At 55.2% G+C, this 25,488-nt stretch carries 24 protein-coding genes and 1 tRNA gene; 12 read left to right on the top strand and 13 right to left on the bottom strand.

Going from position 1 to position 25,488, the window contains the following annotated elements; all coding sequences use genetic code 11:
* Positions 1-198: 198 nt before the first annotated feature.
* On the top strand, positions 199-1,566 hold the full coding sequence (locus tag MUN82_RS15295) for a dipeptidase (protein WP_245091811.1): 1,368 nt from the start codon (positions 199-201) through the stop codon (positions 1,564-1,566).
* Between the two features lie 70 nt (positions 1,567-1,636).
* Here MUN82_RS15295 and MUN82_RS15290 read toward each other — a convergent pair whose 3' ends face one another.
* From MUN82_RS15290 to MUN82_RS15280, 3 genes are all read right to left on the bottom strand, one after another.
* Positions 1,637-2,224: a porin family protein gene (locus MUN82_RS15290; protein ID WP_245091809.1), complete on the bottom strand. Its 588-nt coding sequence runs from the start codon at positions 2,222-2,224 to the stop codon at positions 1,637-1,639.
* 157 nt (positions 2,225-2,381) lie between these two features.
* Positions 2,382-3,050: a porin family protein gene (locus MUN82_RS15285; RefSeq protein WP_245091806.1), complete on the bottom strand. Its 669-nt coding sequence runs from the start codon at positions 3,048-3,050 to the stop codon at positions 2,382-2,384.
* 161 nt (positions 3,051-3,211) lie between these two features.
* Positions 3,212-3,949, bottom strand: a complete 738-nt coding sequence (locus MUN82_RS15280) for a porin family protein (protein WP_245091804.1) — start codon at positions 3,947-3,949, stop codon at positions 3,212-3,214.
* A 311-nt stretch (positions 3,950-4,260) separates the two neighbouring features.
* Between MUN82_RS15280 and MUN82_RS15275 the strand changes: the two genes are divergently transcribed.
* Positions 4,261-5,340 (top strand): acyloxyacyl hydrolase, encoded by a 1,080-nt coding sequence (locus MUN82_RS15275; RefSeq protein WP_245091802.1) that lies wholly within the window; start codon positions 4,261-4,263, stop codon positions 5,338-5,340.
* Between the two features lie 120 nt (positions 5,341-5,460).
* Positions 5,461-6,135: a DUF2306 domain-containing protein gene (locus MUN82_RS15270; protein ID WP_245091800.1), complete on the top strand. Its 675-nt coding sequence runs from the start codon at positions 5,461-5,463 to the stop codon at positions 6,133-6,135.
* Between the two features lie 20 nt (positions 6,136-6,155).
* On the opposite strand, the gene MUN82_RS15265 is transcribed toward MUN82_RS15270, so the two are convergent.
* The 7 genes from MUN82_RS15265 to MUN82_RS15235 form a co-directional block, all read right to left on the bottom strand.
* Positions 6,156-7,184, bottom strand: coding sequence for a quinone-dependent dihydroorotate dehydrogenase (locus MUN82_RS15265; protein WP_245091798.1), 1,029 nt, complete (start codon positions 7,182-7,184; stop codon positions 6,156-6,158).
* A gap of 219 nt (positions 7,185-7,403) precedes the next feature.
* Positions 7,404-8,942 carry a YifB family Mg chelatase-like AAA ATPase gene (locus tag MUN82_RS15260; protein ID WP_245091796.1) on the bottom strand — a complete coding sequence of 513 codons (1,539 nt, stop codon included), beginning with the start codon at positions 8,940-8,942 and terminating at the stop codon, positions 7,404-7,406.
* A 117-nt stretch (positions 8,943-9,059) separates the two neighbouring features.
* On the bottom strand, positions 9,060-9,653 hold the full coding sequence (gene lpcA / locus MUN82_RS15255) for a D-sedoheptulose 7-phosphate isomerase (RefSeq protein WP_245091795.1): 594 nt from the start codon (positions 9,651-9,653) through the stop codon (positions 9,060-9,062).
* 9 nt (positions 9,654-9,662) lie between these two features.
* Positions 9,663-10,130, bottom strand: a complete 468-nt coding sequence (locus MUN82_RS15250) for a hypothetical protein (protein ID WP_245091793.1) — start codon at positions 10,128-10,130, stop codon at positions 9,663-9,665.
* Positions 10,131-10,278: 148 nt separating this feature from the next.
* Positions 10,279-12,117 carry an ABC transporter ATP-binding protein gene (locus MUN82_RS15245; protein WP_245091791.1) on the bottom strand — a complete coding sequence of 613 codons (1,839 nt, stop codon included), beginning with the start codon at positions 12,115-12,117 and terminating at the stop codon, positions 10,279-10,281.
* A gap of 48 nt (positions 12,118-12,165) precedes the next feature.
* A complete protein-coding gene (locus MUN82_RS15240) occupies positions 12,166-12,510 on the bottom strand; it encodes a hypothetical protein (protein WP_245091789.1) in 345 nt (114 codons plus the stop codon).
* A 145-nt stretch (positions 12,511-12,655) separates the two neighbouring features.
* Complete coding sequence (locus MUN82_RS15235) at positions 12,656-14,494, bottom strand: hypothetical protein (protein ID WP_245091787.1); 1,839 nt, start codon at positions 14,492-14,494, stop codon at positions 12,656-12,658.
* A 189-nt stretch (positions 14,495-14,683) separates the two neighbouring features.
* On the opposite strand from MUN82_RS15235, the gene MUN82_RS15230 reads away from it, so the two are divergent.
* The 3 genes from MUN82_RS15230 to MUN82_RS15220 all read left to right on the top strand — a co-directional run bounded on the left by MUN82_RS15230 (position 14,684) and on the right by MUN82_RS15220 (position 16,910).
* The gene (locus MUN82_RS15230; RefSeq protein WP_245091785.1) at positions 14,684-15,628 is read left to right on the top strand and encodes a GNAT family N-acetyltransferase; all 945 of its coding nucleotides are present in this window, start codon (positions 14,684-14,686) and stop codon (positions 15,626-15,628) included.
* Positions 15,616-16,299, top strand: coding sequence for a uracil phosphoribosyltransferase (gene upp / locus MUN82_RS15225; protein WP_245091782.1), 684 nt, complete (start codon positions 15,616-15,618; stop codon positions 16,297-16,299). Before MUN82_RS15230 ends, upp begins: the two co-directional genes overlap by 13 nt.
* 191 nt (positions 16,300-16,490) lie before the next feature.
* Positions 16,491-16,910 (top strand): hypothetical protein, encoded by a 420-nt coding sequence (locus MUN82_RS15220; protein WP_245091779.1) that lies wholly within the window; start codon positions 16,491-16,493, stop codon positions 16,908-16,910.
* 152 nt (positions 16,911-17,062) lie between these two features.
* On the opposite strand, the gene MUN82_RS15215 is transcribed toward MUN82_RS15220, so the two are convergent.
* Positions 17,063-18,496, bottom strand: a complete 1,434-nt coding sequence (locus MUN82_RS15215) for a DEAD/DEAH box helicase (protein ID WP_245091778.1) — start codon at positions 18,494-18,496, stop codon at positions 17,063-17,065.
* Positions 18,497-18,674: 178 nt separating this feature from the next.
* Between MUN82_RS15215 and MUN82_RS15210 the strand changes: the two genes are divergently transcribed.
* The 3 genes from MUN82_RS15210 (at position 18,675) to MUN82_RS15200 (ending at position 20,197) form a co-directional block, all read left to right on the top strand.
* Positions 18,675-18,748, top strand: a tRNA-His gene (locus MUN82_RS15210).
* Between the two features lie 110 nt (positions 18,749-18,858).
* Positions 18,859-19,800 (top strand): PfkB family carbohydrate kinase, encoded by a 942-nt coding sequence (locus MUN82_RS15205; protein ID WP_245091777.1) that lies wholly within the window; start codon positions 18,859-18,861, stop codon positions 19,798-19,800.
* A gap of 136 nt (positions 19,801-19,936) precedes the next feature.
* Complete coding sequence (locus tag MUN82_RS15200) at positions 19,937-20,197, top strand: hypothetical protein (RefSeq protein ID WP_245091775.1); 261 nt, start codon at positions 19,937-19,939, stop codon at positions 20,195-20,197.
* A 66-nt stretch (positions 20,198-20,263) separates the two neighbouring features.
* Here the strand turns inward: MUN82_RS15200 and MUN82_RS15195 are convergent, their stop codons facing one another.
* Both MUN82_RS15195 and MUN82_RS15190 read right to left on the bottom strand, forming a co-directional pair.
* Complete coding sequence (locus MUN82_RS15195) at positions 20,264-21,013, bottom strand: hypothetical protein (RefSeq protein WP_245091774.1); 750 nt, start codon at positions 21,011-21,013, stop codon at positions 20,264-20,266.
* A 90-nt stretch (positions 21,014-21,103) separates the two neighbouring features.
* Positions 21,104-22,840, bottom strand: coding sequence for a M61 family metallopeptidase (locus MUN82_RS15190; RefSeq protein WP_245091773.1), 1,737 nt, complete (start codon positions 22,838-22,840; stop codon positions 21,104-21,106).
* Between the two features lie 211 nt (positions 22,841-23,051).
* Between MUN82_RS15190 and rpmH the strand changes: the two genes are divergently transcribed.
* The 3 genes from rpmH to MUN82_RS15175 are packed head-to-tail and all read left to right on the top strand — an operon-like array spanning position 23,052 to position 25,397.
* Positions 23,052-23,210 (top strand): 50S ribosomal protein L34, encoded by a 159-nt coding sequence (rpmH, locus tag MUN82_RS15185; protein WP_086596110.1) that lies wholly within the window; start codon positions 23,052-23,054, stop codon positions 23,208-23,210.
* Between the two features lie 33 nt (positions 23,211-23,243).
* Positions 23,244-23,666 carry a ribonuclease P protein component gene (locus tag MUN82_RS15180; protein WP_245091772.1) on the top strand — a complete coding sequence of 141 codons (423 nt, stop codon included), beginning with the start codon at positions 23,244-23,246 and terminating at the stop codon, positions 23,664-23,666.
* A 36-nt stretch (positions 23,667-23,702) separates the two neighbouring features.
* Positions 23,703-25,397: a S41 family peptidase gene (locus MUN82_RS15175; RefSeq protein WP_245091770.1), complete on the top strand. Its 1,695-nt coding sequence runs from the start codon at positions 23,703-23,705 to the stop codon at positions 25,395-25,397.
* Positions 25,398-25,488: the final 91 nt, after the last annotated feature.

Here is a 25,488-nt window from a genome sequence, read left to right as displayed (position 1 = left end):
AACGCGTAAGCAACTCTGGTATCTTACGTGCAACCGCAAAAATAGGAAAGCTTTGGGGCCTAGTCGGCCCTAAATGGTATTCAAATCAAACTACAAACAACCAACGGATAAGAAGTCCCTTGCCGAACTTGCCTACTTTCGCACTGCCAACTGATTTTCCAACGTCGGGCGCCTGCAAGGCGCCCCTACCCATACGATATGGCTAACTACCTCCAAGAAAACCAAAATCGTTTCATTCACGAGCTCATCGACTGGCTCCGTATCCCCAGCGTTTCCGCCGACCCCAAGTTTCACGGCGATGTGCTACAAGCCGCCGATTTCCTGAAACAGCGCTTAGAAGAAATCGGCGTGGATAACGTGGAGCTATGCCAGACCGCTGGCAACCCCATCGTCTACGGCGAGAAGCTGCTAGACCCCGCCCTACCCACCGTGCTGGTCTACGGCCACTACGACGTGCAGCCCGCCGACCCCTACGAGCTGTGGGACTCGCCGCCGTTTGAGCCGGTGATTAAGGATGAGAAAATCTACGCCCGTGGTGCCTGCGACGACAAAGGCCAGGTGTACATGCACGTGAAGGCCTTCGAGGTGATGCAGCAGCAGGGTGGCGTGCCCTGCAATGTGAAGTTTATGATTGAAGGCGAAGAGGAAATCGGCTCCAACAACCTGGCTATCTTCGTTAAGAACAACAAAGAAAAACTGAAGGCCGATGTCATTCTGATTTCGGATACAGGCATCTTGGCCAACGACCTGCCCAGCATTGAGGTAGGGCTGCGCGGCCTGAGCTACCACGAGGTGGAAGTGACCGGCCCCAACCGCGACCTGCACTCCGGCCTCTACGGCGGCGCCGTGGCCAACCCCATCAATGTGCTGTGCAAGATGATTGCCTCTCTGCACGATGAGGACAATCACATTACCATCCCTGGCTTCTACGACAACGTGGCTATGCTGAGCGCTGAGGAACGCGCCGAGCTAAACCGCGTGCCCCACTCCGACGAGGAATTCAAACAAAGCATTGGCCTACCCGCCACCTACGGCGAGGCCGGCTATACCACTGTAGAACGCACTGGCATTCGGCCTACCCTCGATGTGAATGGCATTTGGGGTGGCTACACCGGTGAGGGCGCCAAAACCGTCATTGCCTCCAAAGCCTTCGCCAAAATCTCAATGCGCCTGGTGCCTAACCAGACTTCCGATGAAATTACGGCCCTGTTTCAGCGGCATTTCGAGAGTATTGCTCCCGAAGGCGTAACGGTGCAGGTGCGCCCGCACCACGGCGGCGAACCTGTTGTAACGCCCACCGACTCGGTAGCCTACCAGGCGGCCGCGCAGGCCATGGAAACTACCTTCGGCAAGCGCCCGGTGCCTACCCGCGGCGGCGGCTCTATCCCTATTGTGGCCATGTTCAAATCGGAGCTGGGTATCGATTCGGTGCTGTTTGGCTTTGGGCTGGATTCGGACGCCATTCACTCGCCCAACGAGCACTACGGCGTGTTCAACTTCCTGAAGGGTATCGAAACCATTCCGCTGTTCTACCAGAACTACGCGGCGCTGGAAAAGGCGAAGTAACGCATGCAGGTAATAAAGAAGCCCGATTCCAGAGGTAGGAACCGGGCTTCTTTGTTTGTAACAGTCGGTTTTACTTGCCGCCGAACATATAGCCTACATAGAGTTGGAAAGCGCTGTTGCGCACTTTACCATCCTCAATATCGAACGAGTCTTTGCCTACGTTGCTAATTCCCCCGTTGTAGCGCAGACCAATCATAGGGCCACTAGCCGCCTGATAGCCTAAGCCTGCTGCATAACCAAGGTCAACTTTCTTGAAAGATTCTTTGGCATCTACCGAAACCTCATCAACTTTCAGTTTTGAGCCCACTAGAAAACCAACTTGTGGGCCTAATTCAAAGAAGAATCCATCAGCTTTCAACTTCAGCAGTACGGGAACATCAATGTAGCTTTGGTTGATGCGCAATTCGTCCATTTCGCTGGCCTTGGTGCCTTTCATCGAGAATAGTACTTCCGGTTGAATAGCAAAGTTATCGGTCAGCCCTAATTCGGCTACCCCACCACCGTGGAAGCCAAATTTGTAATCTAGGCCTTCTACGTCTTTACCGGTAAAACTAGTGAGGCTAGCGCCGGCTTTCACACCCAACCGCACGCCTTGTGCATGAGCAGCGGTAGTGGAAAGGCCAGCCGCTACAAGAACAGATAATAGAACTTTTTTCATACTGAAAAGAGTAAAAAATAATATAAGTAATGCGCGATGTTGCGCCGCCGCAGCATAGCAATAGTCTTGCCTTACTTCACGTATTATTCATATAAAAATAAAATGCCCACACCGGCAAAGCAGTGTAGGCATCTGAAAAGAGAGGGGCAGGAGTTGCTTACCGCGAGGTAATCAGGTAGCCCAGTGATAATTGGAACAAGGAGTTGCGGGCGTTGCGCAGGTCGTTGCCCTGGTAGCCATCCTTAGTGAAATCCGTGAACGAGCCGTTGTAGCGCAGGTCCAAAATCAAGCCGTTTTCAGACTGAAAGCCCAAGCCAGCGGCGTAGCCTACTTCAAAGCGGTTCACGTTGCTCAGGTCGTAGTCACCGGAGTTGTAGTCGGCGCGCGTGCCCGTTACGTTGTTGGTGCGTACCGTTTTGTCGTTGCGGTTGAGAAGGTAGTTGAACTGCGGACCAGCCTCTACGAAAAAGCCACCCGCTTTGATTTTAACCAGCACGGGCAGATCGAGGTAGTTGTAGTTGGCACGACCTTCATACTTGTAGGTGCCAAATACCGACGAGCTGTTGTTCTTATAGCCCTTCTGCGAGTACAGCAGCTCCGGCTGGATAGACAGAAATCCATCGGCAATAAGGGGGGCGTTCAACATCACGCCGCCCACAAAGCCAAACTTGTTTTCGAAACGGTCTTCGTTGGTAACGTCGCCCGCTAGGTTAGAAAGGTTGGCACCGGCTTTCACGCCCACACGCACGCCCTGTGCCCGCGACTCCTGGGCTCCAAACGCCGCTGCAATAGCCAGTGAACCAGCAATAATAAAAGACTTTTTCATGGTTTTTATGAAAAAAGGTAGGTGGTATGGCTCAGCTTACCAGGCATGAGCCAGTTGGGTTAGTAAACGAAAATGCGGGTAAATGGGTGGGGTAATTCAATAAAAAAAGAGTCAAGCACCTTGTGGAGAAGTGCTTGACTCTTTTTTTTATTTATCGGAGCCTATTTGCCCCAAGGCACTAGGTAGCCAACTTGTGCAGTAAACGACTGGTTGAAAGCCTTTTGGTCATTCAGCATCGATTTGATACCCTGCGTGTAGCGCACACCCAGGCTGAAGCCACCGGCTGTCTGATAGCCAACACCGGCCAACGCGCCAATGTCAAAGCTCTGCAGATCTTCCTTCGCTGTATTCTTAGGACCTTTGTCTTTGAAGTCGCTTGTGTTGCTGGTGCTTGTGTACTTATACTCTTTGGTCACACGCTGCTCCGACGTCACCATGTAGCCTACTTGTGGACCAAGTTCAAAATATAGGCCCGAACCACCGGGAGCAGTGTTGATCCGCACGGGGATTGGCAGCTCGATGTAGGCTAGCGTACGCTTGTTCTCGTATTTGAATTTTTCCAGATTTGCCCGGCGAGCAGGATCAATATCTGTGTTGCCAGCAAAGCTGCTAGCATTTTTCGATTCGTAGCTGTTTTCGAAACCCTTACGGTTGTACAACAACTCAGGAGCCAGTGTCCAGAAACCGTCGCTGCTCAGTGGAATTTGGTAGGAAATACCGGCGTTGTAGCCCAGCTTGAAGTTAGAGTCACCCTGGTTGCCGCCTACGTCGAGACGGTTTTTGCCGTTGATGTTTGCCAGCGTACCACCTACCCGGATACCGAGACGAGGACCAGATTGCGCCTGGGCTACTGAAGCAGCCGATACCAAGGCAAGCGAAAGAAGTGCGATTTTTTTCATGGGAAGTCAGATTTAAGGCCTGAGCGTATAGTGGTCAAACTGCTTGACAACTAATCAACTAATTTTAGGGCCTCATACTGCTTTAAGGGTAGGGAAGGTTACAGCCGTTGGCTACTATTTAGTATGTAGCGAGCTGCAATAAAAAAGTATTCATGAGTTTGTTTCTAGTTAAAAGATGGCTAATCAGCTATTTGCCTTCGCGCTCATATCGTAAGCGTTTCTCAGAGGAGTGGTTGAATAATTCTCGGTATTTGCAGCGTGCTTCGCCGCCTGGTTCTCGGTGGGTAGGGCAAAACTGGGGGTGTTTAGTAATGCTGCTAGGGTGCGCTATCGGGGTGCGGGCACAGCAGGTAGAGCCGATGGCGCCCTACGTGGTGGGGGCCTACGCGCAGGGAAGTTTCGTTATGGCGCATACGCCGGCCGTGGCACATTTGGCCGTGTCGCACCCCACGGGAGTGGAGGTGAATATACAGCGGCAGACCACTGGCACTGCCCCCTGGCACGCCTGGTACCGCTACCCCAAAATAGGATTGGCGTTGGTGTACTACGACTACCACAACCCCATGCTGGGCCAATCTTTTGCCGCCACTAGCTACATCAATAAGGCCATCTGGCGCACCGCCCGGCAGGAGCTGAACTTCCGACTGGGTACTGGTTTGGGTTACTTCACCACCAGCTACGACCGTTACACCAACAATAAAAATATTATGATTGGGTCGCGCCTGACTGCTACGCTACAAGCGCGAGTGGAGTATGATGTGGCGCTGACTGACCACCTGGGGCTGCTGCTAGGAGTAGCATTCAACCATTACTCCAACGGGGCCACTACCAAGCCCAACCGGGGCATCAACCTACCCTCCGTGGTGTTGGGGGTCAACTACCATCAACTGCGAAATTTTCGGCCTCAACCCGATGCCATGGTCGCCAAGCCAGACGATATAGGGCATTATTTCGTGAACCTGAGTGCCAGCTACGCGTCTAAGCAGCTGCGCGAAACAGACCAGTGGACCAATCGGCGCTATTCCGCCTTCTCGGCCACGGTAGCCGTAGGCCGGCGCCTCAATCGCAAAAGTAACCTGATGCTGGGTCTAGAGGGCTTCCAAGATCAGTCGTTGCGGGCTGCGCAACGCGACACGGCCCGAGCGGGCAGTAACCTGCCCGACATACGCAAGGCGGGTATATACGTAGGCCACGAGCTGCTATTTGGGCGCTTGGCGTTTGTCTCGCACTTGGGCGTGTACATTTACAATCCCTACAAATCCAACCCCTACTACTACGAGCGGCTGGGGTTGAAATACCACTTTACCAAGCGCGTCTTTGGTAATGTAGACCTGAAAGTACACCGTGCCGCCGCCGACGCCCTGGAGCTACGGGTAGGCGTGAAGTTGTAAGTGGGTAGTGCTACGCAACACTTCATCCGGTTCAGCCAACAGTTGAGTAACGTGCGCTGGCGGGCGGTGCTATAAGCGGCTACCTTTCGCTTATTGCTCACCACTTCAGAGTGTATCACCATGGAAACGTTGCTGCTCCTCACGCGCTGGCTACACATCGCGGCCGGATTTACGGGTTTTTTTGTGGCCCCCGTGGCTATGTGGGTGCGTAAGGGCGGACCAGCGCACCGGCGTTGGGGGCAGGTGTTTTTCTGGGCCATGGTAGTAGCGGGCCTCACGGCCTTGGTACTGGCCAGCGTCAAAGGACTCACCTTTTTGTTGCTGACTGGTATTTTCAGTCTCTACCTGGCGTGCTTTGGCTACCGTTCGCTCTACCTCAAACAGCTGGGTCACGGCCAGCGCCCTACCCTGCTCGACTGGCTGGGGGTAGGGGCCGGCTTGCTGGTATTTGGCGGCACATTACTGTACGGCGTGCTGGGCGGCGTAGTGCCATCCATCGTGTTTGGGGCTATTGGCGTGATGCTGACCGGGCGGCAGTTGTGGTCGTATGTGCGAGTAGCACCGCCCGCGCCAGGACAATGGCTGCTCAACCATATTTCGGGATTTGTGGGCGCCTATATTGCGGCTGTGTCTGCTTTTTCGGCCACTAGCCTCACATTTATTCCGTGGCCCGTTAACTTTCTGTGGCCTACCCTGCTGATTGTGCCACCTATGGTGTGGGTGCAGCGTCGCTACAAGCAGCAGTTTGCCCGCCAGCACTGGGCCGCACGGGTGGAAGCGTTGCGCGGAGGGTAGGGGTGCGTTGCAGGGTGCTCTTACACCAGCGCCCGATTGATGCGCCCTATCAAGGCTGGACCCTCATAGATGAAACCCGTGTAAAGCTGTACCAGCGTAGCGCCAGCAGCCAGCTTTTCCTGCGCATCCTGCGGCGAGTGGATGCCGCCCGCCCCAATGATGGGTAGGCCGCCATTGGTGCGCTGGTGCAGGTAGCGAATCACTTCGGTGGCGCGCTGGCGCAGTGGCTTGCCGCTCAGGCCGCCCGCGCCCAGGCTATCCACATGGGTGGCGTTGGTGCGCAAATCGGCGCGGCTGATGGTGGTGTTAGTGGCCACCAAGCCACTCAGGCTGGTTTCGCGGGCAATGAGCAGGATGTCGTCAAGCTGCGAGTCGGTGAGGTCGGGCGCGATTTTGAGCAGCAACGGGCGGGGCTGGGGTAGGGCACGGTTGCGCTCCTGCACCTGCTGCAGCAACTGAATCAGTGGCTCGCGCTCCTGCAATTGCCGCAGCCCCGGCGTATTCGGCGACGACACATTCACCACAAAATAGTCGACTACCTCGTGCAATGCTTCCACGCAGGCTACGTAGTCCTGAGCGGCCTGCTCGTTGGGCGTGTCCTTGTTCTTGCCAATGTTGCCGCCAATGATGGCCTGCCGGTTTCGCCGCTGTCGTAGCCGCTGGGCTGCTGCCGTTGCGCCTTCGTTGTTGAAACCCATGCGGTTGACCAGCGCTTCATCCTGTGGCAGTCGAAACAAGCGTGGCGTAGGGTTGCCTGGTTGCGGCCGCGGCGTTACAGTCCCAATTTCTACGAAGCCAAAACCCAGCGCTGCCAGCTCGTCTGTCAGCACAGCGTTTTTATCGAGCCCTGCCGCCAACCCTACCGGGTTCCGGAACTTCAACCCAAAAACCTCTCGCTCCAAGCCCGGATGCTGAAAGTTGTACAACCCGCGCAGCAGGGACGCCGTGCCCGGCAGCCGGTAGGCGCGCTTCAGGTTATCGAAGATGAAATGGTGTGCCCGCTCCGCATCGAGCTGAAAGAGCGCAGGCTTAAGGAAGGCTTTGTACATGGCGGTACAAAGATGGTGACGAATGGTGAAGTTGTGAGTTCGTGAAGTGGTAAAGTGGTGAGTAAGACAAAGTGTGCCATCCTGAGCGCAGCGAAGGACCTTCTCACGCTAGAACGACCGGTGTAACAACGACTCGTTCTGCCGTGAGAAGGTCCTTCGCTGCGCTCAGGATGACGCACACTTTTGCATTCGTCATTTCACCATCTCGTAATTTCACATCTACCCCGCCCAGCCTTCCCGGTCTAGGCTGCGGTATTGGATGGCTTCGGCCAAGTGGTCGAGGCCGATGGCGTCAGCGGCGGCCAAGTCGGCAATGGTGCGGGCTACTTTCAGGATGCGGTCGTAGGCGCGGGCCGAGAGGCCGAGGCGCTCCATGGCGGTTTTGAGAAGCGTGCGGCCGGCCGGGTCGATCTGGCAGATGTCCTTCACCATTTGCGAAGGCATCATGGCATTGGAGTGAATTTCGGGGAACTCCGCAAACCGCACGGCCTGTACCTGCCGGGCCTTCTCTACCCGCCGCTGAATACCTTCGCTGCTCTCGGCCCTACGTGTTTCTGTCATCTGGTCAAACGTCACGGGCGTTACTTCTACGTGCAGGTCGATGCGGTCGAGCAGCGGACCGCTGACTTTGTTGAGGTAGCGCTGCACCACGCCGGGGCCGCACACACATTCCTTTTCGGGGTGATTGTAGTAGCCGCACGGGCACGGGTTCATGCTGGCAATCAACATGAAGTTGGCTGGAAAATCGATGCTGACTTTAGCGCGGGAAATAGTTACGCGGCGTTCCTCCAAAGGCTGGCGCATCACCTCCAGCACCGTGCGCTTAAACTCCGGCAACTCGTCCAGAAACAGCACCCCGTTGTGTGAAAGTGAAATCTCACCTGGTTGCGGGTTGCCGCCCCCGCCTACCAGCGCCACGTCTGAAATCGTGTGATGCGGGCTGCGAAACGGCCGCGTCGTCAGCAGCGAGGCATTGCTGCCCAGCTTGCCCGCCACCGAGTGAATCTTGGTGGTTTCCAGCGCCTCATGCATGTTCAGTGGGGGTAGGATGCTGGGTAGGCGCTTGGCCAGCATGGTTTTGCCCGCGCCGGGCGGCCCAATCATGATGACGTTGTGGCCGCCGGCCGCCGCAATTTCTAGCGCCCGTTTGATATTTTCCTGGCCTTGCACGTCGGCAAAGTCGGCGGCGTAGCGGTTGGCCTCGTGCTGAAACACGTGACGCGTATCCATCTGCACTGGCTCAATGGTCTGCCTACCCTCGAAGAAGTCGATGGCCTCTTGCATGGTCTCCACGGGAATCACATCCAAGTTATTGACGATGGCCGCCTCCTGCGCATTCTCCTTGGGTAGAATAATACCCTTAAAACCTTCCTTGCGCGCCTGAATGGCAATGGGCAATACACCTCGAATAGGCCGCAAGCCACCATCCAGCGCTAGCTCGCCCATGATGATGTACTCGCCTAACTGCTCTGTGGTAAGCTGCTGCGATGCGTGCAGAATGCCCAGCGCAATGGGTAAGTCATACGCCGAGCCTTCTTTGCGAATATCAGCCGGCGCCATGTTCACGACCACCTTGGTGCGTGGCATCCGATACCCCCGAAACTTCAAAGCCGCCTCTACCCGCTGCTGACTTTCTTTGATAGCATTGTCGGGTAGGCCAACTACGTAAAAATTAGTGCCTTGTGATACAACAACTTCAATGGTGATAGTAGTAGCATTTACACCCTGCACGGCCGAGCCGTAGGTTTTGGTAAGCATTGGGAATAGGAGAAAAATAAGGTTGACAACACAAACGCCAGCCCCGTAGAGCTGGCGTTTGTGTTGTCGAAAAACGTGCCGTAGTGTTATAGTGCGTTGCTAAAGAGTACTCTCCCGTTACTTCCCAAATACCAACTGCTCAATCAGCATAATCATGATATGAATGGCCTTGATGTGGACTTCCTGAATCCGGTCGGCGTAGCCGGTGTGGGGGGCGCGGATTTCCACGTCGCAGAGGGTAGCCAGCTTGCCACCGTCTCTGCCCGTGAGGCCCACTACGCTTAAGCCAGCGGCCTTGGCGGCTTCGGCGGCGCGCAGGATATTGGGCGAGTTGCCGCTGGTGCTGATAGCCACAAGTACATCGTTGGGCCTGCCTAATGCTTCCACGAAGCGACTAAACACATGGTCGAAGCCGTAGTCGTTGGCTACGCAGGTCATGTGCGAGGCTTCGGTAAGGGCAATGGCAGCCAGAGCGGGTCGGTCGGCGCGGTAACGGCCGGATAGCTCCTCGGCCAAATGCTGGGCATCGCAAAGGGAACCGCCATTGCCGCAGGTCAGGATTTTGCCGCCGTGCTGAAGGGCGTCGGCCATCAGGCGGGCAGCTTGCTCAATGGCCGCAAGGTTGGCTGAATCGGTCAAGAAGCGGTCCAGCAGGTCGCGGGCGCTGGTCAGTTCAGCCCGGATGAGGTCGGATAGTGGAGTATTGGTCACGTCGTGAAATTAACGGGTTGGCGAATTATCGGTGCCGGGCGTCGGCTCGTCGGACGGATACACCGTTGTTCGCCGTGGAATAGAACCAGCAGGACCCGTAGAAGCCGGCGGGGTAGGAGTCAGGGGCGTATCGGGGTAAGTGGTGGTACCGGGCACCGTGCCTGGCCGTTGCTGAAAATCCCGCTCGCGCTGCTCTATCTGGTGGTCGTAGAGCCGAGCCTTCAGTTCGTTGATTTTGCCTTCCTGCTGCGTCACGCTGCGGCGCAACAGCACGCTGTCAATGTTTTCTACAAGCAGCAGTGCAGCCAGCAACACAACGCCCGTTACAAATAAGGTATAGTAGAAAGCCGAGGGCTCAGTGCCTAAACCAATTGACGAAGCAAACGTGTCGCGGGCGGCCGGGCTGAAAATAAAGAGCAGCGCCAGCAGCAGATAAATCATTACCAGAATGGTAGTCAGGCGTTTCAGAAAGAGCATATAGGAAGTAAGGCAGAGCGTGGAACCATGGTAGAAAAGCGTACAGTGCAGCTTCTGACGCGAAATATAAAATTTTTCGGGTGCAGAGCGCGACTTCTATACTTATCAGCTTCTATATAACGCAACGAGTATGCCTTGCGTTGGGGCGTTACACCAGCGCGCCGCTACCCTGCAACTGGTTGAGGCGCTGATACAGCCCTGCATTTTGCTGGAGTAGCTCCTGGTGCGTGCCACGCTCCACAATGCGGCCGTTTTGCAGCACAATAATCTCGTCGGCGTGCTGCACAGTGCTGAGGCGGTGGGCAATGACCAGCGACGTGCGGCTTTGCATCAGGCGCGTGAGGGCCTCCTGCACCAGCTTCTCCGACTCCGTATCTAGGGCCGACGTGGCCTCATCCAGAATAAGGATGGGCGGATTACGCAAAATAGCCCGTGCAATGCTCAGGCGCTGGCGCTGTCCGCCTGAGAGGCGCGCGCCCCGGTCGCCAATGACAGTCTGGTACCCGTTGGCTGTGGCCGTAATAAAGTCGTGGGCGTTGGCAATTTTGGCAGCCTCTATCACCTCGGCTTCGGTGGCCTGGGTGTTGAAGCGAATGTTGTTGAAGATAGTATCGTTGAACAGAATACTCTCTTGGGTCACAATGCCCATTTGGTCGCGCAGGGAGTGAATGGTCACATCGCGCACGTCGTGGCCGTCTATCAGAATACGGCCGCCCGTCACGTCGTAGAAGCGAGGTAGGAGGTCGGCCAACGTGCTTTTGCCGCCGCCCGATGGGCCTACCAGCGCCACAGTCTTGCCCTTGCCAATGGTCAGGTTGATGTCTTGCAATACCGACTGCTCACCGTAGCCGAACTGCACGTCGCGCAGCTCAATCTGGTGCTGGAAGCTGGGTAGGATAGCTGCATTGGGCTGATCCTGAATGGTAGGCGCGGTGTCAATCACCCGCAGTACCCGCTCGCCGGCTACCAACCCGCGCTGAATGTTGCTGAATGCCGACGACAGGGCTTTGGCCGGCACCAGTACCTGCGAAAACAGAATAATATAGGTGATGAACACCGACGCCGACAGGTCGGACTGGCCGCCCAGCACCAGCGTACCGCCATAGTACAGCAGGCCCGCTACCACCGATACACCGGCAAACTCGGAAAATGGCGAGGCCAGGTCGCGGGTATTGTCAATGCGGCGGGCCGTGCGGGCGTACAAGTCGTTCTGCTCCCGAAATTTCTCCTGCATATACCCCTCCGCATTGAAGGCTTTGATGACGCGCACACCGCCCAACATCTCGTCAATCACGGAAAGCATGGTGCCTAGCGTGCTCTGGCTTTGTTGCGCCTGGCGTTTCAGCCGCTTGGCTACCCCCGAAATCAGCCCGCCCGAAATAGGCAGCAACACCAGCGTAAACAGGGTCAGCTTTACGGACATGGCAAACAGTACCGCGAAGTAGGCAATAATCTTCAGCGGTTCCTGGAGCACGGCTGTTACCGTATTCACCACCGAGTTTTCCACCTCCTGCACGTCGTTGGTGAAGCGCGACATCAGGTCGCCCTTGCGCTCCTGCGAAAAGTAGCCGAGCTGAAGCGTCGTCACGTGCTGGTACAAATCGGCCCGCAGGGTGCGAATGACACGCGCCCGCACCCTCGCTAAAATGCGCAGGCTGAGGTAGCGAAAAAGGTTGCTCAGCAGCACCGACAGCACCACTACGCCGCAGGCAAACGCCAAGGCACCCAACCTGCCTTCAGCAGCCAGCACGTGCGAAAAATAGAAGTTGAAGACCTCCTTTATATATTCCAGCGTGAAGGAAAAAGCAGGTAGTGCGGTGGGCACCTCCATCGTGTGTGTGGTATCAAACAGCACATTGAGCAGAGGCACCAGCATGGCGAAGTTGGCGATGCCGAAGAAAATGTTCAGCACCGTGTACACCATGTACAGAGGTAGGAAATCGGCGTAGGGACGCGCGTATTGCAGAATGCGGAGGTAAATCTTCATAAGATCCGCAAAGGTAGGGCATTCGGGCGGGGTAAGAAGGGTAGAAGCCTAGTCGCTTAAAAAGCCGACTACCTCGATCTGGCCCATAATGTGGTAATTGAATTCCACCATCTCCTCAGCAGGAACTCGCATAGAGGAAGGGCCGCCTTTGGGAGAGTGCGTCGGGAATTCTGCCGCGTAGTCTGCGTCACTGGCAAAACGCACCAAGTAGCCAACTTCCGTAGCGCTGGCCTGTGCGAGAAAGGCGGCAGTTGCTTCTTCTGGTGTGAAGTAGAAAGCAGGCTGCCGCAACAGGCCCACCGGAAGCGCCAGCCAATGAGCGGCGGCTATAGCGTCTAGCTCCTGCTGAGTTACAGGACAATAGAGCAGCAGGGTAGGCGAGTTATGCCGCATATAGTTTAGAGTGATGAACCGTCAAGGAACGTCATTTCGAGCGAAAGGAGAAATCCCGCGTGCTGACGTAGAACAGTATCTAGCATCAGCACGCAGGATTTCTCCTTTCGCTCGAAATGACGTTCTAGTACGATGCGCTAGCGCATCAAAACTCGTGCAGGCGTTGCGCGATATTCCAGCGCAACGACACTGAGGTGTAGCTTTCTGTGCCATCGGCCGGAAGTGCATACTGCGAGCTGCGGTGGCGGACAATCTGCTTGGCATCGAGCCAGAGATTTTGACGCAATTGGTAGCTAGCCGTCAGATCGAGGTGTAGAAGTTTGCTGCGGTTACCGTCGCCTACCTGGAAGCCGTACTGGCGGGTGGTACCATCGCCGTTCAGAGGACGTTCGCCATAAGGGTAGAGCACATTGCCGCCGTAGTTGTTGGTGCCGCCCGTGAGAGGGTAGTTAGGCACGGGCGGAATATCAAGGCCCTGTACCGAGTAGAAGGCTTTGCCCACCAGATTCAGGCGGGGTAGGCGTGAGGGCTGGTAGCTGGCAATACCAATGAATTCGTACAGGTTGGCCCCCATAGGATGAGCCAAGGGCTGATTGTAGTGCTGGTAATTGCGGTAGATGTCTTCGTGCTGGTACATATAGGGCCGCACGTAGTTGAACTCGCCCTGCAAATCAAAATTCTGAATACCAGCTACATCCAGGTACTTGGCCCCCAGCTGAATGGCTTGCTTGTTGCCCCACCATCCATCACCACTCAGCAATTCGCCTACCCGCAGCTCATCTAACACAAACTGCCCGTAGAGCTGGTAGCGACGTTTGATGTTCCATTTGAAATCCAGGCCCAGCAAGGCGTTGTCCTGGGAGCCAAGCTGCTGCTCTATAGCGCGGTAAAAAATAATCGGGTTCAGGTATTGTAGCTCGAAGCGGCCGCGCCGCCGCCCCAGCACCTCCGACTCAAACACGCCAATATTGAAGTTGGGGGTCACATCCAGGCTCAGGTGGTGTAGCACCATGTACTTCTTCTGATACAAGGTGTCGGCATTTTGGCGCTGCGCGGTCATTTCTGTAAACAGGTTCTGGTAGTTGAACTTCCAGATGCGCGTATTCAGCTTCAAAAAGAGGTAGGGCGAAGTGTAATCGGATAAAATCAGCGAACGGTAGCCATTGCCAATGAAGTTGCGGTCGTGCCCAAACTGAACGTTAATGTGCTTGCTGGCTGCATAGGTGATATAGCCCCGCGCCGACAGGAAATCGTATTGCGAGCCGCCCACGGTTTTGAAAAACTTCCAGTAGCCCTCATGCGGCACAATGTCGTCGCGCTGAATGCGGTCCTGCACGTAGCCGGGCACGGCCATCTGATTGTCGGCCAGGAAGGTATAAAAGCCCAGGCGCTTATCGATGGTCCCTTCTACCTGAATACCGCGGGTGTTGAGGTAGCGCAAGCCACCCAGCCGCGAGTCGCGCCCCGCCGAAAGGTAGGCCACCGGACTAATACGCAGCGTGAAGTCCGGCTTCTCGACGTGAAACAGATCAGTGGTGTTGCGGTAGAAGTGCTTGAGAATAGGCTTGCGACTGGTATTCTGCGCTAATAGTTCCACCGTGTAGGGCCAGTTGTCGCGCAGCAAATAGCGTGCGTTGAAGCGGTCGGCGCGGGAAAACGTACCAGCTGCCATACTGTCGAGTAGCATCCGTTGGCCCAGACGAGCCACACTGGCACGGGTGTAGGGCCGCACGGAAGTATGCGGGTCGTTCAACGAGTCAGGACCGTATTTAATAGCATATCGGTCGATGAGACGGTATACATCATGGTCGAGTGGCACATAGGTAGTGCCCTGGCCGGATTGGTGTGGCGGCGCTGGCTTGGGTGCCGATTGATCGTATATCAGCCAGGTAGGGCTAGAGGTGGTAGTTGAGTCTGTAGTCTGAGCCAGTGTGCGGCCCGCAAATAGGCTCAGGAAAGCCAGCAGTAGTAAACGATGGGTCATAGAAGCAGGAATAGCAGCCGCAGCGCGTTTGGCGGTCAGTACAAACCTACGTAGTTTGTGGTTGGGGTAGGGCGGAGTAGCCGACAAAAAACAGGCCTGCTTGGGTAGGAAAAATAGGTGGATTTTTGTTTGCCAGCTACGAACACGTAGGTTCATCAAATAAATTGCCATACGCTGTCACTTCTTCACGTGTCGCTCCGCTACCTGCCTTTTGCTGCTTTAGATCTTGCTGCCTGGGACATCTGTGTACACGAGGCTCGGCCAGCCCTACCCTACGCCTACGCGTGGTGGTTGCATATCGTGGTGGGCCATTGGGACGCTGTGGTAGAAGTAGGCCCAACCGGAGAATACCGTTCGGTGTTGCCATTGCCCTATAAGCATCGGCCGTGGGGTAAAGAGTTGATTCAACCTGTTTTCACCCAGCAACTTGGCTTGTTGACAACTGCCACCAGCCGGTACAGAGACATTGATAAGTATCTTTTGTTGATAAGTGGACAATATACACCGGGTTATCAACAGCTAAATGTGGATAACTCGCTCTTATCCACCGCTTCTGCTTACAAATTGGGCCAGCGAGTAACCTATCATCTTTCACTAACTCCCACCTTTCCTAATTTGCTACGGGCATATGACCCCAGCACTCAGCGCCGTCTGCGTCAAAACCAGGCGCGTCCGACGCCCTTAGTGGTACAAGCGGTTACAGCTTTTGAGCCTCTGATTTCCTTATTTAAGCAGACAAAAGGACCGGCAGCCGGGCTTTCTGCTCGGCACTATATGCGGTTGCGGCGGCTGATTGAGGCCGCTCAGCAACGCGGACAGGCGCTGCTATATGAGGTTCGGGCGCCAGAGCCGGATGCCGAGCTCCTGGCAGCGTCATTATTCATCAGGGAGCGTAATAGCCTGATTTACCTGTTTGCAGCCGCCTCGCCGCATGGACGACAACTATCGGCGCCTACTTTGCTGCTGAGCCATGTAATAGCGCAACATGCTGGTACACCCGGTTTAGTACTGGATTTTGAAGGAAGCGTCATCCCATCCATTGCCCGGTTTTTTGCCAACTTCGGCGCCCAGCCCGTACCTTACGGCACTTTCACCTTAACTTCCCGACCCTGGTATCTGCAATGGATGCGCTGAACACTACCCCCACGCCCTACGCTCCCGAGCGTGTACGCATTGTATGTGCCGAGCCCTCCGTGGCTAACCATTTTCTGGCCGAGCTACGCGATGTAAGCAAGCAGCGTGATTCGTTGCGCTTCCGCCGGAACCTGCAGCGCCTGGGCGAAATCATTGCCTACCGCATCAGCTCTCAACTCAGTTATACCGATCAGGTAATCACGACGCCCCTAAGCGAAACCAATGGAAAGCTGCTTCAGGATTTTCCGGTGCTAGCTACCGTATTGCGCGCCGGCCTACCCTTTCACCAAGGCTTCCTGAATTATTTCGATCAGTCGCCCTCTGCGTTTGCGGCAGCCTATCGCATCGAAGGTACGGCGCAAGTGCAGGTACAAGTCGACTACCTTTCGGCGCCAGACTTAGATGAGCGGGTCCTGATTTTGGCTGACCCCATGCTGGCCTCGGGCAAATCGTTAGTGCAAACCTACCGGGCGATGCTGCGCTTTGGTACGCCCCGGCAGGTGCACATTGCTGCCGTTATTGCGTCGCCCGAAGGCGTTGACTATGTAACCCGTGAAATTCCGGAGGCTACGCTGTGGGTCGCAGCCGTAGACGAGGGTCTCAATGAACAGGCGTACATTGTGCCCGGCCTCGGTGATGCTGGCGACCTATCGTACGGCAGTAAGCTGTAATAACGCAGAGCAGAAGTGAATCTACGGCCCGAATTTTGAAAGTTTAACGGGGCGTAACTGAACCTGACCGGCTGCATATCGTTATGATACCGGCTGCCCAGACAGCTTGTGTCACGTTTTTTATCGTTTGCATTCGAGCTTGTCACGTGCTTCCTGCTCTCCTCAAATACGCTTCTGTTTTCTTGCTCGGCATGGTCAAGTTTGTAGCAGCACCCATTGCGGGGGTGCTGGCGGGCTTGTCGTGGGCCTTGTGTTGGGGGTTATCAGTGGCGGGCATGATGACTAGTGTCCTCCTGATTTCGGGGCTAGGACGGATGTGGGCTATGCATTTGCGGGCCCGACGCACTGCCAAGGGCAAGCCACTATTCAGTCGACGCAGCCGAGGGGTAGTGCGTATTTACAAGCGTTTCGGCATGCCGGGCATTGCTTTCCTTACGCCTATCTTGTTTAGTCCGGTAGGAGGTACCGTCATTGCCACGCAATTGCACGTGCCCCGCTGGCGCATTATGCTGCACATGTTTTGGAGCGCACTGCTCTGGGGCGCCGCTTTCACGATGGTAGCTGTGCGCTTCAGTCACTTGGAAATATTTCAGCACCTCGCTCCGAAATAGAGGTTGTGAATAACCCCACAGCTGTCATCCTGAGCGCAGTGAAGGACCTTATGTTCGTTGAACGGGTCGTTGATACGCTTGTCGTTCACACGTGATAGGGTCCTTCGCTGCACTCAGGATGACAGCTGTGGGGTTATTCACAACCTCTCCATTTATTTCCGCTTACCCCGCGCCCGTGCTTTAGCGGCTTTCACGGCCTTCACGGTTGGGGCTGATGATTTGCCTTTCGAAGGGTTTACCTTTCGGCCTTTCTGGCTGCGGTTGGGTCCTTCTACATAAGCCTTGCCCGTACGCTTGTCAATAGTCACGCCGGGCTTTACCCACTCCTTGCGCTCATGAAACGCTCCCTGGAAGGTAGGGTCCTCGCGGCGGCGACGCTCATCCATCTCGCGGTTCATATTTTGCTGCTCCTCAAAAGGCGTCTCCATCACCTTTACCTCCGCAGGAAGGGGTAAGAGTGGAATGGTTTGCTTGATGAGCGCTTCAATCTGCTCAATGTGGTGCATTTCGGCCTCATTGGCGAAGGTGAGGGCCGCGCCCGTATGCTGCGCCCTACCTGTGCGGCCAATGCGGTGCACGTAGTCATCGTAGTTCAGCGGCACGTCGAAGTTGATAACGTGGCTCACCAGCGGCACATCAATGCCGCGGGCCGCTACGTCGGTAGCCACCAGGAAGCGCGCCTCTCCGGCTCGGAAGGCATCCATACTGTTGAGACGGGCGTTCTGGCCTTTGTTGCCGTGGATGGCGCGTACTTGTCCCGGTGCAACTTTGCGCTCTAAGAAGCTGGCCACGTTGTCGGCGTGGGTTTTGGTGCGCGTAAAAATCATCACGCGGCTGAACGTCTCCTCGTCGCGCAGCAGGTGGTCGAGTAGGTTAATTTTGGTAAGCAGGTTGGGCACTTCATAAAGCACCTGCGTCACGGTCTGGGCAGGCTGGGCAGGCGGGGTCACCTCCACGCGTACTGGAAATTCTAGGAACTCCTCGCTCAGCGTGGTCACCTTATCAGGCATAGTGGCCGAGAACAGCACGTTCTGGCGCTTGCGCGGAATCACCTCCAGAATTCGCCGGATCTGGGGCATGAAGCCCATGTCCATCATCTTATCAGCCTCGTCGAGTACCAGGGTTTTCAGGTCTTTCAGCATCAAGTCGCCCTTCAGGTATAGCTCCAGCAGGCGGCCGGGGGTAGCAATCAGAATATCCACACCTTGGGCAATGGTCTCAATCTGCGTTTTGGGTCCCAACCCGCCGTAGATGGCAAAAATGCGTAGATCGGTGTGGGTGGCCAGCTGCACAAGGTGCTTTTCTAGTTGGATAGCCAGCTCGCGGGTAGGGGCTAGCACCAGCGCACGCGGGTAGGTGCCCTGTGCGTACTTCACTTTCATGAGTAGCGGCAAGCCGAACGCAGCTGTTTTGCCAGTGCCCGTTTGGGCAATGCCCAGCACATCGTGCCCAGCCAGCAGCAGCGGAATGGTTTGCTCCTGCACGGGGGTAGGGTCCGTAAAGCCTGCCTCGGCCACAGCATTCAGCAACTGTTTGTTCAGCTTGAAATCGGCGAAGGTGAGCGGCGTGTGGGGCGTGTCGGACATGGTAGTATGAATAAACGAACCACAAAGGTACGTGGAATAGCTGGGCGAGACGCTGCTTGAAAAGGCAACGCTGCTGTCAGAGCAACAAATAGTTAGGAAAAACTTGTTTAAAAAATCTCGTCAAGTGATTGAAAGTTTCGATCAACCTGCTACTTTTGTGGCATCAATACCCAACACGGTAGATATAGCTCAGCTGGTTAGAGCGTCGGATTGTGATTCCGAAGGTCGTGGGTTCGAGCCCCATTATTTACCCACCGTTTTTGCAGAAAGTCCCCGGAAATTTTTTTTCGGGGACTTTTTTTATGAATTGCATCGTTTCAGGGGCATATTTTCGCATGAATCACTTTTAATCCTCTCTGCTTATGAGTCTGGTTGTTATCGGTACGGTGGCTTTCGATGCCCTGGAAACGCCCTTCGGCAAAACCGACAAAATCATTGGTGGCGCCGCCACGTACGCTTGCTTGTCGGCTAGCTACTCGGTGAAGCCCGTGAAGCTGGTAGCCGTAGTGGGCGATGATTTTCCACAGTCGGATATTCTGTTGCTCGAAGAGCATGGTGCCGACACCGAAGGTCTGCAGATCAAGCAAGGCGAGAAGTCGTTTTTCTGGTCGGGCAAGTATTCTACCGACCTCAACTCGCGCGAGACGCTGGCGACGGAACTGAACGTACTGGCCGATTTCGACCCCGTGCTACCCGACTCTTACCAAGACTGCAAATACCTGATGCTGGGCAACCTGACGCCCCAGATTCAACGCCTCGTGATTCAACGCCTCGTCAATCGGCCTAAGCTGATTGTGATGGACACTATGAATTTCTGGATGGATGTGGCGCTGGAAGAGTTGAAAACGACCATTGAGATGGTGGACGTGCTTAGCATCAACGACGAAGAGGCCCGCCAGCTTTCCGGCGAATATTCGTTGGTGAAAGCTGCCAAGGTGATTATGGGTATGGGGCCTAAAACCTTGATTATCAAGAAAGGCGAGCATGGCGCGCTGCTATTCTGCAAGAAAGGGAACAAGGCGCAGATGTTTTACGCGCCGGCCCTACCCCTGGAGGAAGTCTTTGACCCCACTGGTGCTGGCGACACCTTCGCGGGCGGCTTCATCGGCTACCTCGCCGCTACCGACGACATCAGCTTCGACAACATGAAGCGCGCCGTCATTCACGGCTCGGCCATGGCTTCGTTTTGCGTAGAAAAGTTTGGTACAGAACGTTTGCTGAACCTGACGCAGGAGGAAATTGAAGCCCGCGAGCAGCAATTTGCTGACTTGGTAAATGTACCAGCCGTATCGGTAGTAGAGTAATTGCTTTTGCTTCTAAATTAGAAGGCTGGCACCGCTTCATGCAGTGCCGGCCTTTTTTGTAGGGTAACTTTTCGGCAACTCTTTCTTCCTGCAAGGGGTAAAACATAGGAGTAATCCACCCTAAAGCATTACGACGATGAAAAAGAGCGAAATAGCTGCTGCCCAACTGGCTGAAACAGATAAGACCAATATCGACCCGCGTCCTAATACCAATAGCACAACTACAATGGTGCAAAACCTGGATAAGACGTATGTGTCGCAACAAGGCAACACAACGGATGGCAAGGCCACAGCTGACCCCAAAAAAACAACTCCGATTCGTAGAAACCCGCAGAATAATAAGCCGATGTCAGTAGACGGCAATAGCAAGGCTGGCAATGGGAGTGATAAAAGCTAGCTCGCTTAGCTGAACGTAATAAAAGCTCCGTAGCAATACGGAGCTTTTTTGTGTCTTATTGTATCGCTAAGGCATTATTGTGAGCCGTACCAAACGAGTTTCTACATCGCCTTTTTCCAGGTAATCCTGCTCAAAAAGAATTGTACGGTTGTCGAGCCAACGCGGACCTGACACGCCCCATTCCACTTGCCGCTCCCACAATTTGCGCAAGCGTGGCCCATCCGCAGCCCACAATTGTAGACCGCTGGGGTCGTAGTGAGCAAGTACATCGGAGTTGCCGCACACGAAATGTAGCCCATCGGGCGAAATAGAAGGGGGGCTCCATACTTCTGTACGGCGGCCCGTGCGCTGGTCCACCAGTAGAAAATAGCCACCCTCATAGAGATGTACCGAAACTAGCCACTGATGAATGGCCGGAATAGCCGCCACGTATTCGTAGGCAACGTTATCCTCGCTTTCCACCGGATTATCGACGAAGCGCACAGGCGGTGCGGCACTAGGGCGTAGCCAGAGCGTACGGCCCACGCGCTGGGCAGTACGGCCGGCAGTGCGCAGACGGGCCCGCTCCTCGGCAGTCAGGTCCAGCTCTTCGTCAGCAGCCGAAGGGGTAGGGCGCAGCCAGGCGGGCGTAGGCAAACCATCATAGGTAGGGCGCTGGGCAGGATAAAGCGTAAGCACTCGTCCCGCTGGTAAAATCAGCGTGTCTAGGTAAGCGCGTTTGTAGATACTAGGCTGGCGTAGTACCGGCTGGGCGTAGGGGCCCGACGTAGGTAAAGGAAACGGCGTAGCCGGATGCCCTCGCTCCTGGCGTGGCATAAGGGTACAGGCAGTGCTCAATACAAACGGCCCTACTAACAAAAAGGCCCGCAGCCAACTCATGGTACTACTCAATTCAGCTCAACGGACTTAAAATTCCTGTTTCAGCCACTGCCGGAAGCTGGCGCGTTGCTCAGCCGTTGCATCAGGCAATTTCTCGACCATTCTTTTCGCCCAGTACAATTCGGTGCCGTCGGTCATCAGCGTAACGGTACGTAGTTCATGTTGCCGGAACACAGCCAGCTCGTAGCGCCCGGTGCCGGTGCTCAGCAGCGTTTGTAGGTTCTGCGACACCCGACGACCATTCACCGCCACTACTTCGTCCTCCAGGGCTAGGGCGCTGGCAGCCGGAGTGCCGGGTAGGATGTCGGTAACTTCGGTGTGCTCGTTGCGAACTGCGGTTCTGAAACCAAATAAGCCTTCTGATACAGAGCCGTTTTCAACCATACGCAGTGTGCAGCCCACAAAGCGCAGAGCCTTGTTGAGGGACTCTTCTAGCGGGGCAGTGCCGTACACGAACTTGTCGAAATACGCTTGCATATCGCGGCCAGCTACCTCGCGCACCACGCGCTGGTAGTCTTCCTCTGTGTAGCCTACCCCAGTTTTGCCGAAATCTTCATAGAGGCGCCGCATCACATCATCTAGGCTGCGTTGGTGTTGGCTTAGTTGCCGCAAAGTGAGGTCAAGCAGCAGGGCCACCAGCGCGCCCTTGTGATACACCGACACTTTGCGGTCGGGTGCACCGGGCTTATAGCCGTCCAGCCACAAGTCCATCGACGCATCGGCCAACGACAGATTCTGATGGCCGTAATTGTCGAAGTGCTTGTGCAGCACGCCGTTTAACTCCATGAAGTACTGCGCCGCCGAAAACACGCCAGACCGGGCAAGTAGATAGTCGCCGTAGTAGGTAGTGACTCCCTCAGCAATGTAGCAGGTGCGGAAGTAGTTTTCCTTGGTGAAATCGTAGGGCTGCATCTCGGCCGGCCGGATGCTCTTCACGTTCCAAGTATGGAACAACTCGTGGCAGCTCACGCCCAGCAATTCCTTGTATAAGCCCGGCGTCATGAGCAGTTCTGCCGGTCCCAGCGTAATCACGGTGGAGTTGTGGTGCTCCACGCCGTGGTAGTGCTTATAGGGTAGGATCTGGTTGAGGAAATGATAGTCGCTCACCGGAAAATCATCGCCAAACACGGCCAGATTCTCTTCCGTGAAAGCCTCAAAATCCTTGATAATCTGCTGCCAGTTGGGCACGCATGCACCCTGAATCCAGATATGGAACGGAATACCCTGCACCTCGTAGGTACGTTGCAACAGGGTAGGGCTGGCAATCAGTGGCGCATCAACCAGTTGGTCGAACGACTCGGCCGTTAGCGTATTGGGCGCGCTCTGGGGTAGGCCACAAGCAATATGCCAGGCAGTGGGTAGAGCCAGCTGAAGCTGGCAGGGCTCCTGTTGGCGCCCTTCTGCGTAGAGCAACGCCTGCACTGGGTTTAGGTAGAGCTGGCTTTCGTCGAGCCAGGAGCCACCGGCGTCCATTTGGTGGGCGTAGAAGTTATAGCGCACCCGCACCGTGCGGCCGGCCGTGTTGGCTACCGTCCAGCGGTCCTTAGTGGTTTTGCGGTAGGGTAGGGCCTCGCCCGACTGCGCGTCTTCCACTTCTACGCGCTGGATCTTTTGGGCAAAATTCTGCAACTCATAACGGCCCGGTCGCCAGGCTGGCAGCTGCAATTCCAGCGGTTGGGACGCATCAGTAGGTACTTCCAGCGTAAGTTGCACCTGGAGGTAGGATGTCAGCGGATTTTCAAAGGAAAGGTAGTAGTGAATCATGCAGGCAGCCCCACGTGCTAAGAGCGGAATATGGTTGTAAAACTACGCTTATCTGCAGGAAATAGCAGGATAAACAGATGGGTAAATTCTACGGATTTTAGCATTGGAAAGGTGATGATTTGGTAGAAAAAGCGGTTGGGCATTGCCTTTTACAAATCAACCTTGTACCTTTGCCGGCCTTACACCTGTCATTGAGTCACTTACCCATATCATGAAACGTACTTTTCAGCCCTCGCAGCGCAAGCGTCGTAACAAGCACGGTTTCCGTTCGCGCATGGAAACCGCTAACGGCCGCAACGTGCTGGCCCGTCGTCGTGCCAAAGGCCGCAAGCGCCTGACCGTATCTGACGAAGGTCGTCATAAGCGCTAAGCCGCTGCCGGCTGAAGCCGGCCCACGCCGCCGATGAATACTACAAAGCCGGACGTGCGTTCCTACCGATTTCCGAAAGAAGAACATCTGTGTCGTAAAAAGCTCATTGAAGAGCTTTTCGACCGGGGTTCTTCTTTTGGTTTATACCCCCTCCGGTTGGTGTGGCTGCCTGCTGCTGCGCCCACGGCCGGCCCACCTCAAGTGTTGGTGAGTGTAAGCAAGCGCAGCTTCAAGCGCGCCGTGGACCGCAACTACCTCAAGCGCTTATTGCGCGAGGCCTATCGTTTAAACAAATACCGACTCCTGGAGGCTGAGGGCGGCCATTTAGTGGATCGGCTAGCTATTATCTATACCGGCAAAGAAAAAAAGCCTTTCGCGCTGGTCGAAAAAAAATTAATTTCAGGGCTAGAGCGTTTGCTGAGCGACGCGCACCCGACTGCCGCACCGGTAGGGTAGGGTACGTAGGTCTTCTATCTTCGCTGCTACTACCCTATGCGCAAACGATATACTGCGGGCTTGGCCCTGAGCGGTGCTCTGTCTCTGGCGGCTTTCCGCGCCCCCGACAATGAGCGTTATTTCGAAATAGCCAAGAATCTGGACATCTTCGCCACGCTGTTCAAAGAGGTGAATACCTATTACGTGGACGAGATTACGCCTGCGAAGGTGGTGAAAACGGGTATTGACGCCATGCTGAAGTCGCTGGACCCGTATACAAACTACATTCCGGAAGACGATATCGAGGATTTTCGGACGATGGTGAGCGGGCAGTATGGCGGCATTGGCGCCGTAGTAGTAAAGCGTAATGGCAAAACGGTAGTGCAAGCTGCTTACGAAGGCTTCCCGGCCCAAAAGGCTGGCCTCCTGCCCGGTGACGAAATCCTGACCATCAACGGCGTCAACGTCGATAAGAAGTCAAATGGTGATATCAGCAAGCTGCTGAAAGGGCAAGCGCAGTCGGTCGTGAAGCTAATTGTGACGCGCTACGGCCAGGAGCAGCCTGCCGAAATCAGCATCACCCGTGACCGGATACAGGTGGAAAACGTGCCCTACTACGGCATGCTTTCCAACGACATTGGCTATTTCCAACTTTCCGGATTTACAGTAGATGCCAGCCGTGAGGTGCGTACAGCTGTCACCAAGCTCAAAGAGATGGGCGCCAAAAAACTTGTGTTCGATATCCGCGATAATCCTGGCGGGCTGCTCAACGAAGCCGTGAACATCTCAAATCTATTCGTAGACCGCGGCCTCGATATAGTGAGCACCAAAGGCAAGGTGACCGATTGGAATAAAACTTATAAAGCGCTGGATCAGCCCCTGGACACGCAAATTCCAATCGTAGTCATCACCAGTAACCGCTCGGCCTCGGCTTCGGAAATCGTGTCGGGTACGTTGCAGGACTATGACCGTGCCGTGCTGGTAGGGGAGCGTACGTTTGGCAAGGGCTTGGTGCAGGCCACGCGCCCGCTCAGCTACAATTCGCAGCTGAAGGTGACGACCGCCAAGTACTACATTCCCAGCGGCCGCTGCATTCAGGAAATCGACTACTCGCACCGCGCCGACGATGGCACGTTGGGCAAAGTGCCCGACTCTTTGCGCACGGCCTTTAAAACTCAGGCCGGCCGGGTGGTGTACGATGGCGGCGGCGTGGCTCCCGATGTAGCTGTGGAAGACAAACCTCTTGCCGATATTTCACGGGTACTAATTCAGAAGGGCTACCTTTTTGATTATGCTACGCGCTACCGCGCCGAGCACCCAACTATTGCCGCGGCGCGACAATTCAAGATGTCGGATGCGGACTACCAAAAGTTTGTGCAGTACGTGTCGGCCAAGGATATCAATTATTCCACCGATATGGAGAAAAGCCTGGCTACCCTCACCAAGCAAGCCAAAGCCGAGAAGCACTACGATGATATAAAAGCTGAGTTGGAGGCCATGCGCAAGAAGGTATCCACCAATAAAGCCAACGACTTGGTGCGCTTCAAGCCCGAAATCAAAGAGATGCTGGAGCAGGAAATCGTGTCGCGCTACTACTTTCAGAAAGGCCAGATTGAGGCTACTTTCGACGATGACCCTGATATCCTGATGGCGATGAACGTCCTCAACGACCAGCCTCGTTACCAGGCTCTGCTAAAACCCGGCACCCCAGAAAGCAAAACTCGCCCAGATGCGAAGAAGAGCGGGAAATAAATAATCAATACTAAAGAGGCTCCGCCGCTTGCCAACGAGGTAGGTAGCGGGCCTCTTTTTTTTGGTAGTTTTAGGTTGCATGTGGTAGCAG

The sequence above is a fragment of the Hymenobacter aerilatus genome (genome assembly GCF_022921095.1).
GTDB lineage: Bacteria > Bacteroidota > Bacteroidia > Cytophagales > Hymenobacteraceae > Hymenobacter > Hymenobacter aerilatus.
This window is presented reverse-complemented; position numbering and strand designations above follow the sequence as displayed.